At 36.5% G+C, this 13,303-nt stretch carries 12 protein-coding genes; 11 read left to right on the plus strand and 1 reads right to left on the minus strand.

The genetic code is table 11. The annotated features are described in order from the left end of the window. The first annotated feature begins 12 nt into the window (after positions 1-12). From DKG80_RS04375 to DKG80_RS04395, 5 genes are all read left to right on the plus strand, one after another. Complete coding sequence (locus tag DKG80_RS04375; protein ID WP_317048728.1) at positions 13-660, plus strand: class I SAM-dependent methyltransferase; 648 nt, start codon at positions 13-15, stop codon at positions 658-660. A gap of 176 nt (positions 661-836) precedes the next feature. After that, positions 837-1,955, plus strand: coding sequence for a serine hydrolase domain-containing protein (locus DKG80_RS04380; protein WP_109830057.1), 1,119 nt, complete (start codon positions 837-839; stop codon positions 1,953-1,955). 278 nt (positions 1,956-2,233) lie between these two features. Continuing rightward, positions 2,234-2,821: a YdeI/OmpD-associated family protein gene (locus tag DKG80_RS04385; RefSeq protein ID WP_109830058.1), complete on the plus strand. Its 588-nt coding sequence runs from the start codon at positions 2,234-2,236 to the stop codon at positions 2,819-2,821. A gap of 103 nt (positions 2,822-2,924) precedes the next feature. Further along, entirely contained in the window at positions 2,925-3,506 is a 582-nt protein-coding gene (locus tag DKG80_RS04390) for a Crp/Fnr family transcriptional regulator (RefSeq protein WP_109830059.1), read from the plus strand. Between the two features lie 55 nt (positions 3,507-3,561). Next, a complete protein-coding gene (locus tag DKG80_RS04395; protein WP_109830060.1) occupies positions 3,562-4,410 on the plus strand; it encodes an SDR family oxidoreductase in 849 nt (282 codons plus the stop codon). A 25-nt stretch (positions 4,411-4,435) separates the two neighbouring features. Here the strand turns inward: DKG80_RS04395 and DKG80_RS04400 are convergent, their stop codons facing one another. After that, the gene (locus tag DKG80_RS04400) at positions 4,436-5,719 is read right to left on the minus strand and encodes a glycoside hydrolase family 117 protein (RefSeq protein WP_109830211.1); all 1,284 of its coding nucleotides are present in this window, start codon (positions 5,717-5,719) and stop codon (positions 4,436-4,438) included. Between the two features lie 377 nt (positions 5,720-6,096). Between DKG80_RS04400 and DKG80_RS04405 the strand changes: the two genes are divergently transcribed. The 6 genes from DKG80_RS04405 to DKG80_RS04430 all read left to right on the plus strand — a co-directional run bounded on the left by DKG80_RS04405 (position 6,097) and on the right by DKG80_RS04430 (position 12,805). Further along, positions 6,097-6,576 carry a DUF2306 domain-containing protein gene (locus tag DKG80_RS04405; protein WP_109830061.1) on the plus strand — a complete coding sequence of 160 codons (480 nt, stop codon included), beginning with the start codon at positions 6,097-6,099 and terminating at the stop codon, positions 6,574-6,576. Between the two features lie 909 nt (positions 6,577-7,485). Then, complete coding sequence (locus DKG80_RS04410) at positions 7,486-7,869, plus strand: HU family DNA-binding protein (RefSeq protein WP_109830062.1); 384 nt, start codon at positions 7,486-7,488, stop codon at positions 7,867-7,869. A gap of 902 nt (positions 7,870-8,771) precedes the next feature. Further along, positions 8,772-9,440, plus strand: coding sequence for an SLATT domain-containing protein (locus DKG80_RS04415; RefSeq protein WP_109830063.1), 669 nt, complete (start codon positions 8,772-8,774; stop codon positions 9,438-9,440). A 284-nt stretch (positions 9,441-9,724) separates the two neighbouring features. Then, positions 9,725-10,273: a hypothetical protein gene (locus tag DKG80_RS04420; RefSeq protein ID WP_109830064.1), complete on the plus strand. Its 549-nt coding sequence runs from the start codon at positions 9,725-9,727 to the stop codon at positions 10,271-10,273. Between the two features lie 527 nt (positions 10,274-10,800). Beyond that, positions 10,801-11,304 carry a hypothetical protein gene (locus DKG80_RS04425; protein ID WP_162555678.1) on the plus strand — a complete coding sequence of 168 codons (504 nt, stop codon included), beginning with the start codon at positions 10,801-10,803 and terminating at the stop codon, positions 11,302-11,304. Positions 11,305-11,542: 238 nt separating this feature from the next. After that, positions 11,543-12,805, plus strand: coding sequence for a site-2 protease family protein (locus DKG80_RS04430; RefSeq protein ID WP_109830066.1), 1,263 nt, complete (start codon positions 11,543-11,545; stop codon positions 12,803-12,805). Positions 12,806-13,303 lie beyond the last annotated feature (498 nt).

The raw sequence follows: 13,303 nt of genomic DNA on the forward strand, positions 1-13,303 counted from the left end.
CGGTATTCCTTTGTGAAAGAAACAGATATAGATACTATGCAAGATCAATGGTTAAAAATGTGGGACAATAGGTATAAGCAGCAAGTGTATGTTTATGGAGAAGAACCTAATAATTATTTCAAAGAACAATTATCAAATATAAAGCCCGGAAAGATTCTATTGGGTGCAGAAGGCGAGGGGCGCAATGCCGTCTTTGCCGCCAAGTTAGGATGGCAAGTTTCTGCTTTCGATATCAGTCATGAAGGCAAGAAGAAAGCCCTGGAGTTGGCTAAAGAAAATGATGTGAACATTGATTATCGTGTAGGTTCTTTTCCAGAGTTAGGTTTCGAATTAGACCATTATGACGCAATAGCACTGATATACGCTCATTTCCCTCCCAGCTTAAGAAAAGACTATTATCAACTTCTAGACAATTGTCTAAAGAGTAAAGGACACGTGATATTTGAAGCTTTTGGTAAAAGTCACCTGCCATATCGAAGTAAAAACCCAAAAGTAGGAGGACCTCAAGATATAGAATCGTTGTACTCTATAGAGGATTTAGAGCTCTGTTTTCCTAACTATAAGTCAATAGAATTAGCTGAAAAAGAAATAGAATTGAGTGAAGGTATTTATCACAATGGAGTTGGCTCTGTCACTAGGTTTCATGGTGTAAAAATGTAGAAGACTCAAAAAGCATCACAATGAGTAAGGTGTAAGGGAATAGATTTTCTAATGTAAAGAGATTATTCAATGCCAATTCAATTGCTCAAGATTGAATTCAAAAACAGATTCACTATTTTAGATCCTTCAGAAAATCGGAACCTGATACATATCTAAGTATTTACTATAAAACCATCATGAGACAAGTCTTCAATATTGCCGTTTGTTTTTGCCTTTTCTTTTTCTTTTCATGCACATTCAATAGAGCTCAAAAGAGTGTTAAAAATATCGATAAAAAAGAGTTTGAGGTATTCTTGAATCAAATTGTCGAAGAAGAGAAAATACCTGGCGCTATTGCAGCAGTTTTCGATTCAAAAGGACAAATTCTCATTCAATCAGCGGGCGTCAGACATGTCGATTCAGTTCAAAGAATACTCAATACTGATAAGTTCCATATTGGATCGTGCACTAAGTCTATGACTAGCACACTAACTCAAATATTAGTTGCTAAAGGACAATTAAATTGGGATACTACCATCAAAGATGTTTTTCAAGATTCGATCAATTCTATTCATCCGAACTATCATGATATCAGTATCCATGAACTGGTTACTCATAGATCTGGAATAGCTCCGAATGCATTCGATTACGGTATTTATCCTGAACTGGATACTATAAACCGAAGGCTGAAGATTTTTTTAGAAAACACCAAGACACCACCACCATTTGATAGAGGTACTTTTAATTATTCTAATCTTGGATATCTAATGGCCGGTTGTATGTTAGAACGAATTACCGGACAAACTTGGGAATCGCTGATGAAAGAGAATCTGTTTGTTCCTTTGGAAATGAAAAGTGCTGGTTTTGGAGTGCCCAGTACATCTGGGATGGTAGACCAGCCTTGGGGACACGATTATTATGTAGGGGAAGAAAAGGTAGATACTATTCAACCCAAACAACTGGACAATCCCATGCCATTAGGTCCAGCGGGAACCGTCTATTGTAACTTCGAGGATTGGAGTAAGTATGGTTCTTTGTTCTTGGCTAAAAATGACATAGTTAAAGAAAAAGGGGGCAAATTCTTAGTAGACCCCGTTGAAGACTATGCTTGTGGTTGGTTTGTAGATTACAGGTTTTGGGCCAAAGGCTTAACTTACTCTCATTCAGGCAGCAATACTATGTGGTACACCTCGATATGGTTAGCTCCTAAAATTGATAGAGGGTTTATAGTAGGAATCAACTACGGAGGAGAAAATGACGGGGCGATTTGTAATCGAATTACTGAAAAGCTTATTGCTTTAAGTAAGATCGAATAAGCAGCTCATCTCTTCTTGTCAATAAACTATTAAAACTATTCCTACCCCAAAAGAGATTTACGGGATTTGGGAAGTAACATAAGTCAATCAAGTAGATTTATTAAACTCTTTTGAATCGATCAATTGAATCCTCCAGCCCACCTTTTAAAGTCAAAGTATTGTGGATTAGATAATATTTCAATTAGTCAGCGTGTTATCCGTTTTTAAGGAATGAAATACTTAAAAAGTAGAACCTAAGTTGATTAATATAGTAAGTTAAATAGGCTCAGAAATGCATCATGTCTAAAAGCACTACAGAAACTTTTTACCCTAAAAGTAGAGCAGAATGGAGAAACTGGTTGGAAAACAATCATCAGTCAAAACAATCTATTTGGCTCATATACTACAAGTCTTCTACAAAAAAGCCGTCACTAAGCTGGAGTGAAGCAGTAGACGAAGCATTATGTTTTGGATGGATAGACAGTACCAAGAAAACAATTGATGATGAAAGCTACATGCAATATTTCAGCAAAAGGAAAGCAAATAGCAATTGGTCAAAAATAAACAAGGAAAAGGTCGATCAACTGATTCAAAACAAACTGATGACAAAGTCAGGGTTCGAAAGCATTGAAACGGCCAAACAAAACGGATCTTGGAATAATCTAGATGAAATAGAAGCACTCATTGTTCCTGAAGATTTGAAAAATAAGTTATTGACCAATAAGAGTGCAATGGAGTACTTTGAAAACCTAAGCAAGTCAAAGAAAAAGTTGCTGCTACACTGGGTGATTTCAGCGAAAAGAACTGCTACTCGAGAAAAAAGGATCAATGAAGTTTTTGAATCTGTAAGTCTTCAGCAGATGCCTAAACAGTTTCGTTCAAGCTAACCGATACCATCAAAGCAATATAGGTCTAACTAAGAATGAATTAATTTAAGTTTAGGTTGGTGCAAATGATGATTAATTTAGATTGATCATAATCGATAGAAGTATGAACAAGCTGATCGAATACATAAACACCTACACAAGTTTTAATGAAGAAGAAGTTGAAGCCCTAAGGGGCACCTTTACTGTTAAGACATTTGACAAAAAAGAGGTGATATTCAGAGCAGGCAAAGTTTCAAATGAACTCTATTTTGTCACTAAAGGCTGCGTCCGTTTGTTTTACATAGCAGACGGAATAGATAAAACAGCCTTCTTTTATACGGAAGGTCAATTTATTTGTGCTGGCGAAAGCTACACCTACAATGTACCGGCGATAGAAAGCTATGAAGCAGTCGAACCTTCCGAGATTTTGGTCTTTTCTAAAGCAGCTATCGAAAAATTAACGCTTAAGGTTCCTAAAATGGAAATCATAGCCAGAGTCGCAGTAGAGAATGAACTAATCACGAGCCAAAAGGTAATAGCTTCGTTCGTGACTAAATCTCCAGAGGAGAGATACATTGATCTTTTAGAAAAACAAAAACAACTATTTCAGAGAGTGCCACAGCAATATATAGCTTCGTTTTTAGGGGTATCACCAGAGACATTGAGTAGAATCAAAGCCAGAGTACATAAGAAAATACGTTCTTGACGATCGTCAAGAGAAACCAAAATGCCAGCATCTAAATTAGTCTTAAAAAAAAGACATGAAAAAAGTATTAGTAGCTGGAGCAACAGGATATCTAGGACAGAATTTAGTCAAAGAACTAAAGCGACAAGGGTTTTGGGTTCGGGTTTTGATTAGATACGAAGACCAAAGAAGCAAGTTTGAAGACGTTGATGATTTTCATATTGGTCAAGTCACAGAGAAAGATACAATTGAAGGAGTAACAAAAGACATTGACTGGGTATTCACAACTATTGGTATCACTCGTCAAAAGGATGGTTTGACTTATATGGATGTTGATTATAAAGGCAATTCTAACTTGCTAGAAGAAGCTTTAAATAATAGAGTTGAATCGTTTTTATATGTATCTGCAATTAATGGAGATAAGCTAAGACATTTGAAAATCTTCGAAGCAAAGGAGAAGTTCGTAGATGAATTAAAAGCTTCAGGATTGAACTATACGGTAATGAGACCCAATGGCTTTTTCTCTGATATGAAGGACTTTCTTGAGATGGCGCAGCGTGGCAAGGTATACTTGTTTGGTGATGGAGAAAAAAAGCTCAACCCAATTCATGGAGAAGATTTAGCCAAAGCTTGTATCAATGCTGTACTAGAAGGACTTAAAGAATATACAGTAGGAGGCGACGATGTATTGACACAAAATGAGATCGCAGCGTTAGCCCTGAAAGCTTGGGGAAAACCTATCAAAATAGTTCACCTTCAAGACTGGATCAGAAGATTAATCATTTGGAGTCTAAGAACATTCACATCTTCCAAAACGTACGGGCCTTTTGAATTCTTCCTTACTGCGATGTCTATGGACAATATTGCTCATCAAAATGGTTCAAAGAGATTAGCGGAATTTTTTGACAGTCAGGTAATTCAATAAGTATTGTTATATAATGACTTCATATTCACTTAGAATTCATGATTCTTTCTTTCTGCTTTTCACTTAGCCCAAATAGAAAACTGATTTCAGGGTGATTGAAGATATCAGTTTTTTTCATTTCAGGATCATCTAGGTCTAAGCTTAGATCACAATCAAATCGAGCAAGCATACTATAGCTTTGACTAGGACTACCTTTTTTCAGTATATCTCTGAAGTGACAAAGTCCCCAAGTAATGCCACGTCCGTTGCCATTACCTAAGAATGCATCTGGGATATGAGGGCCAGGAGCAACTGGAAGCAACGACGTAATAGCAGCTATTTCAAAGTTGACACCATCTGGTGAATATTGAATCGTATTATGTTCTAAACCATGACGACTTACAATGGCTGCAATTCCCTCTTTGAATGGGAAGAGAGCGGTTTCATGACCAGAATTAATTACAGGATTAAGAGGGTGTTTAGTGAACGGACCGAAAGGATTATCCCCAATAGCAAGACCTTGTGCTTTCACTCGATGCTTACCACCCATCTCACCCTTGTAGTAAACATAGATCTTACCATTATATACCATGGGAAACGGATCATGAATGATAAATTGATCCCATGTACCCTTTGGGCCATTTTCGATTACTACCTTATTGGAAGGAGTCCAAGGGCCATCAGGACTATCAGCTACAGAAGCAGCCACGGGGCAATTGTCACCACGGTTCTTACTTTCACCTCCGGGCATTTCAGTATATGCTTGATAATAGAGGTAGTACTTATCCTTGTAAACCAGTATATCTGGCGTAGATACTGATCGCCATCCAGGGTATGGCTTTTCTAATCTAGGTACAGCTACTCCCTGTTCCTCCCACGTAAAACCATCGTCACTAGTGGCATACCATATTTCCGAAAGGTCCCAGTCTCTAGAGGGAATCGTATCATTTCCACCAAAAGCATCAGGAGGAGTAGGAGTGTCTCTATGGGTATACCAGACGTAGTATTTTCCATTGATTTTAACCACTTTGGAGGGGTCTCTTCTAGAGATACAACCGTTCTTCTTTCCGTAATCAAATCCCTCTAGAGGAGTGTATTTAAAAGTCGAGTACAGTTCATTGCTTTGTACCTCAAGTCCTCCATATGTTCCATCATAGATCCGTTCAAACGCTGCACTCATTGGCGTGTTAGGCTTTTCTCTCGGTACTAGACCGTACGGAAAACCATTTGGATATTCATCTATTACTTGAGTGGAAGGCTGCGATTGCTGGGGTGTATCGCAAGAAAAAAGAAATAAGGAGATCACACCCAATAAAAAAAGAGTTTTCATACAGCCCTGATTTAGTTGATTCATTTAGTCTAGTAATCAAGTAATATATCAAGATTATACTAATTATCACTCGTTTATGGATTTAATACATGTTGTTACTGTGTTGATAAACAGTTAATTATAAGCTGTAAAACTTTCCCTCTAAAGTGCCTAAATCGGTTAACTGATATCACATCCTATTCATATTGAGACGCTCTAATTGACACTTGAAAACTCTTTCATCTGCGTCTTAGGTTAAATATCTACTCCTATTAGGTTATTCATACTTACCTGAAATAACAGTTCATCATGTATAATCAACAGCTCAGCATAAAATAATGTGAGAAAAATTGAGATCGGGGAAGTTTTGAGCATTGAATGATTCAAAAACTATAGACATGGAAATATTACTTCTTGATACAATCGGAATGACTCACTTAGTTTCTTCTTGCTTTGCACTGATATTCGGAACGATTATTTTGTTTGCCAGAAAAGGAACTAAGAGACACGCTAAAGTAGGCTACTTATACGTGATCAGTATGGCCGTCTTAATTGCTACCGCCTTCATGATATATAAGCTGTTCAACACTTGGGGTATATTTCATTACTCTGCAGTGGTTAGCCTCATCTCTATCATTCTTGGTATGGTACCAATTTGGATCAAAAGACCAATCAATAGATGGAAGTATCTTCACTTTTCGTTTATGTACTGGTCGGTCATCGGTTTGTATGCTGCTTTTGCAGCAGAGATGTTAGTCAGAATACCAACCATACCTTTCTTCGGGATGGTAGGAATAGGTACTGGTGTAGTGTTTCTAATAGGAGTTATCATGTTTGCTTTCAACAAAGCTAAATGGCAAAAGGTATTTGGGGATTAGACTTACTCATCGATCGTCATCCCAGAAGGTTTTCTCATGAGAGTGAAGAAAAGCTATCAGAGATCTTTTTTGTTTCGATATGACGAAAAGGGGAGTAATAAGTTCTCAAAAATCCTCGTCAATTACGAGGAAGAATGACGAAGTAATCTGTCAAAGTCAAGCAGTACCTTACCTGAATAGATCGCCACGCTGCGCTCACGAAGACGTTTTATATTGTAGGTTATTCTATACTTGAACTTAAAAAAACAACGTCTATTGCGAGGAGGTACGACGAAGCAATCAATCACCATTAAGTACAAATAATTGTCATCTCAGAAGGTTTCTAACGAGAGTAAAGAAAAGCTATTAGGGGTCTCTCCGCTATGGTAATGATCAATGGGTACATTAACTGAGAGATCCCAAATAACCAATTCTTGCTTTCGCATCATTGCTTTTTGGGATGACGATTAGTTAGGTCGTATTTTCATTCTGATGTGAGGAAGAATCTACATCATCGAGAAAATAACTCCATAGTAGCTAGATCTTTCCTTGCATTAAGGTAACAAAAAGTGGAGTGAAGGGTTCTCAAAAATCATCGTCTATTACGAGGAAGTATGACGAAGTAATCTGTTAAAGTGAAGCAGCTACATTACCTGAATAGATCGCTGCGCTGCGCTCGCGAAGACGGCTATTTGTTAAACTACACCGTTATTTTAGAAAAAACTTACAATCTGTTGGCAATTCCGTAATACTTTCTTAATGTTGTGATGCTAATCTTAGATACACAGGAAACCTAACCCATCTAATCTGCCTAGCCTGCAGCATCAATAAGCGTTTCCCAAGGACATAAGAGCAGTAAAGCAAAGCAATGTCAGCATTGACAAGGCTTGCGTATTTAATTATTTAAGTAACTTAAAAACATAATTAACCATGGCAGTTAAATTTAAAGTAATTGAAAAAGGACAACCAGGAGTAGTAGGGGGTGGAACTAAGAAGTTCTATGCCAGCACAAAATTATCAGGAGAAACGAATATTGAATTGTTGACCGCGCACATCGAGAGAATGAGTACGATGAGTGGAGCCGATATCCGAGGGGTATTATATGCACTAGTAGATGTTGCGACTACAGAACTATCCAATGGTAGTATCATACGCTTAGGAGATTTAGGCAGTTTACGACTTTCGATTAGCAGTATGGGAATGCCTACAGAAAAGGAAGTAACCGCAGGATCGATCAAGGGAACAAAAATTCTTTTCACCCCAGGTAAAAAGCTAAAGGACATGCAGAAGACAGTACAGTTCCAGAAAGACTAGAATAAATAAGCATGAAATCATGAATTTCATGCTTAAAAAGGTCTAAAATGACGCTTACAATTTTTAAAAATCACACGTGGAAAAAAAAATACCACGTGTGATTTTTTTTTTTCGTAGTTAGGGGATGAAAAAACGATAGTAAGTGCTTTTTCAAGTGGTATTTAAGGAAAAAAGAGAACACAATTAGTTGTTTCTTCTTTTCTCGTATCCAAAGTACCGTTATTCATTAACACCTTTAAAATGGGTTTTTTGAAGATCATTTCACTAAGGCTTTTTCTAGAAAAATAGTATGAAATGTAGTGTCTTTTTGCTCTGTATTTTTGTAGAATCACCTTACTAAATAGCCCATTTATCAGCACTTCCAAAGGGGTGTTGGGAACTCAAAAAGTAACCCAAGTCAAGCAAGTTTTTAATATTATTCTACTTTTTGGATTCATAGATTAATCCCCCCAGCCCCCTTATCAAGATAGAGTATTGTACCTTCTACTCTATATAAAAAGCTTCAAAAGTCATTTCATTATAAAAAAACGCAGTCATATTGAGCGGAGCGAAATATCTAACTAAGGACTTAGAAGACCCTTCACTTGGGTTCAGGGTAACTATCACCATTTTAGGCTGCATTATGCTTTGTTTCTAATAAGATGGAAGCAACTCAAGTGCATCATTAAAAAGGCTAGGGACTTCTATATAAGCTAGATTTCAGTCGCAAAACATTTGCGACCGAGCGTATATTCGATATATACAAATATTACTAGGACACAAATCCACAAAAACCACCGAAATCTATACACAAGTAGCGAACTCCAATTTCATGAATATCAAGAATCCGTTAGATTTGACATAATGCTGTATAATCACCATTATACACATTAACATTATAACTACGTTAGAGACAATCAAAAATGGAAAAACCTAACTCAAAATTCCCAACCTACAAAGACCATCTTAACAAGACTTTTCTTGAAGAGTTGAACTACAAATTTTGGTCAACTAAAGCCATCAGGTTCGGAGCAAGTAAAAGGCTACTGACTCAAAACGACTTGTCAAATAAGGCAATTGGCTTCTTGTCAGCTTACTTAATCATTTTAGGACTGTTATCAGTTTATAAAATAACAGGAGAAACTGCTATAAGTGACAATCTTATTGCATTTGGTTCGACAACGTTATCTATCCTCTTACTTGCATTTAGCCAGATGGAAGCGGCTCAAGATTTCAAGATAAGGGCTCGAAACTATCAAGACTGTGCCCTTAAAATATCTGCTCTCTATGACGAATTAAGAATATACAAAACGTTAGAAGATAAATCATTTAAACCTGATACAGACTTTTGTAAATCCATTAGTAACAAGTACCAAGACATATTGGAAAGTTATCCTAATCATGACAGCATAGACTACGCTAAATTTAAAGCAGAGCATAAAGAATATTTCGAATTAAGTACGATGAATTGTTTGAAAATCAGACTAAAATACTATCTCAAGGTACAGCTTGCATATCATCTGATGATCGTCATTCCTCTTGTGGTAATAGTTTTTTCTGTTGTCCATTCATTATCCGAAAAAAGTCTCTAACAATAGATATAGTTTATGGGCACGCTGTCTTTAGCTGACTAGGTTTCGAACTAACCGTGAATTCTATCTACCTAGCAGCGATTCTGTATATAAGTAACTTTCTGCTCGGTCGGTGCAAGTGGTGGAAAGCAGGTGGCTCAATGGACGGCTGAACATCAGAGAAATCAGCTCACCTTTGCTTTTCGTGAAAAGCGTCCTACATTCAAGATAGATTCACTACTTTAGTACCTTTAGAAACAATAAGCACACAAAGCTATATCTGGTCGTTATGATTTATTAAGCACATGAAAACTTATAACCTAACAATAATCTTCGCGCTTTGTGTTATTCTGATTTCAGTAGCATGTTCTGAATTAGCTGATTCGACCTGTCAATGTACTGAACGTGCATGCTTCTCGAAAGACAACCCTGTGATCACTTTAGCTTTTGAGATTACATCGAGTCAACAACTTAACTCCGAAGATTTCGATAGCATAACGGTGGTTCAACTCAAACTTGATAACACACCCTTAGATAGTATCGAAACAAGCTTTGTTCCGATCGAATTTGGTAGCTCAACGCTTCAACTTAAAATTGGTGAAGAATACTCAAACTTTCGCTTCCCATTTTCTGAATCCAAATTGCTCATAAAAAATATTGACCTTCAGCAAAACGATACAATTTCAAATATCAGCTATAATGCAATTGAAACAGAAGAAGTCTGCAACGTATGCTCTGGAGGTCCTAATTGTCAAGACGAAACTTATATTGTAATCACTTATAATTCTCCTAACCTTAGCTACAACCAACTCGACTTAAGCAGTTTTGAAATTCCATACACCGTAAAAGAATAAAAATCATAATCGAGTAGACGGCCGTGAGCCATAAGCTCACGGAGCGCCTCTCACACCACCGTATCCCGTATCAAGTACGGGACAGGTTGTACCGATCTGGTATACGGCGGTTCATCAAATCAACTAACTAGACAAAATTGCATTACGATTGTATCTACATATAGCAACTCTGATGCGACCTCCATATTCAACCTAATCCTATAACTTCACTCTCCTGACACCATCAAGTTTATAATGGTAAAAGTCAAAAAGTACAACCCTTCATTATCACGAATCTTGTACCGGTTAGCCATAGCTACCAATTAAAATTAAGAACACCGAAATGAAATTGCTAGATACTTCTATATAAGCTTGATTTCAGTCGCAAAACATTTGCGACCGAGCGGGTTTTAAGTAAGAAATAGTATACATGTGATTTTGGTTTGTTTGTAGTTTCGGATATTCTATTATTGTAGGTATCAATTGAACTATTATGTGATATATATAATGTGAATAGATGGAGTATGTTAGATACCAGATTATCTAAAATGACCTTAGACAAACTAAATATTACATTTGCGACAATTCTGTTATTCAGTGTTACATATTTGCTGGATCTCTTCTTGCCGAAAGATGAAATTAAACTCACAGAACAACAAACTTCCTTTTATTCAGAGTCAGGAAATCAACCTTCTATCACAAAACTTGATTACGGATACGGTTCGCACACAACTTCCTATAATTCGGCCCAACTTAAGTTTGGAAATAACAGCATGCTAATGCCCTTGGGTCGACAGGCTGGAAAGCTTAGAGTAGAGTTGATCAAAAAAGGAATTGATATCAAGGTATCGAAAATATTCAGACTGGTTACCTCTTATAAACTTTCTAATATTAAGTATAACAGTAGAGACTATATTTTCATTAACTGGAGCCTCTTCATCTCATTAATATTAATGACGATTGAAAAAGCGTTTCGACCAGGAGGTGATATTTTGTATTGGATGTCAATTCTTGCATTTGCATTAACCTCTTATATAATGTTCATAATTTAAAAAGTAGCTAACAAGCTGTGATAGGGCATGCCCATGTTCACTTACAGAATCATTACAAGAAGATATTCAACCGATCCGACCAGAGAGTGTTTATGATGGCCTTCCTAAGTATTCCTAAATCTAAAAGTGCGGCAATATTATTGAAAGGATAATGCTATTTAAGCAAAGAACAATCTTCAAGCAGAAAGATTAAAATGATAATATTATCTTGCGATCGCAAAAATAACCTAATACCAATATGGCTTCATTCTTTCCGGTACTCGGCTTCCTTATTGTTAATTCCATTTATTTAATAGGAAAATTTATCACTTCAATCTTATTAGGTGTACATGATACAAGGGTCTTTATTGGCTATGGTACTAAGCAATTATTTAAGCTAAAGTTAAAAAAATTAGAACTCCACGTAGGTTGGTTTATTCCGTTGCCTTGGTTAGCTAAGTTCTATAAGTATGATGAATTTGTAAAAGAACCTATTAGTTATGAATGGCAGCTTACGAAGCATTCTATTTTAACGAGACTTTTGACAATTTATAGTGGAGCTATATTTAGTTTCCTTATGGCGATGGTAATATTTACGGGTGTTAACTACATGACCCCTAGAACCATTCTATCTATAGAGGAATTCAATAAATATGGTGTGTATCCTTCACAAGATGGGATGACATGGTTCGAAGAAGGAGACAAAATTCTACAGGTCAACGGTTCTGTGCTAAAAGAATACAGGGATATTTTTATACAGGAAAGTGATAGAGACTCGATTCGATTGACTGTAGAGAGAGATGACACATTGATTGACATATTCATACCAGCTAACCAGCTAAAACCAGATAGCTTATTTACTATAAATGCTCCATTTACTATAGATAGCATTGTTTCGAGTTCATTCGCCTATTTTGCCAAATTGAAGAAAAGAGATCAAATCATAAAAGTAGATAATAAGCCTGTGAAATCTTTGGCTTCTTTTAAAGATGAGATTAGTCAATCCAAATCAAACTACGTTTGGCTTACTGTACTTAGACAAGGAGAAGAGATAATACTCGAGTGTCAAAAAGATCAAGACAATATTTTGGGGTTTACCAGTAGGATAGGATTGGAATATGATCAAGAGAGATTATCCTTATTACAATCTATTAAATCGGGGGCTACTTATCCATTTGAGGTTTTTTATGTAAATAGCAAGGCATTTGTGAGTCTGTTTATAGGGGAAGTGAAAACTAAAAATAGACTAGGAGGCTCTATAGGTTTAGCCAAATTATGGTCTTCAAATGATTCTTGGTCACACTTCTTGAGAATAACCGGATTCCTTTTGTGTTTGATTTTGTACTATGAGATACTTCCAATTCCAGGTCTAGGACTTAATAGATCTATTCCATTGATTTCTGAGGCAATAGGCAGACCGATGAATAGAAAGGGATATTTCAAAACAAAGAAATACTTTTGGTGGTCTTTGTTTTTACTCTTTGTGGTGAGTGTAGTAAAGGATTTGAGTTCATTGATTTAGTCAATTTAAAATTGGAAGACTAAATAAAATATACTATTGATCTTGCCATTGTGGGCAACTGCTATATTTTTTAAATGCCATTACTCGATTTCTCATTTTGATCTTGTTTTCAAAATGTCTTGAGATATCCATATACTTCTGATCAAAGTCTCTCTTACCATCATCTGAATTGTCATTAGGGTTGTTCCAGTGATATATTCTTATCTGGGAACAATTATCATGCTCAAAAAGATATCTAAGTAGTGTTCTATCGGTTAGCTATAGCTACTAATTAACATTAAGAACACCGCAATGCAATTGCTAGATATTTCTATCTAGACTAGATTTCAGTCGTAAAACATATGCGACCGAGCGGGGTGATGGCTCTGCCCATTGGTACCATGGCGTCTGCTGACTTCTTAGTCTCCATCTCGTGGAGTTTAAGATCTCCCTTGGTAAGGCGAATATCCTTGTATCTAATCCTGCAAGATCTACTATGTCGACACTAACTCTTTCGAG

It is taken from the genome of Reichenbachiella versicolor (genome assembly GCF_003171675.1).
GTDB lineage: Bacteria > Bacteroidota > Bacteroidia > Cytophagales > Cyclobacteriaceae > Reichenbachiella > Reichenbachiella versicolor.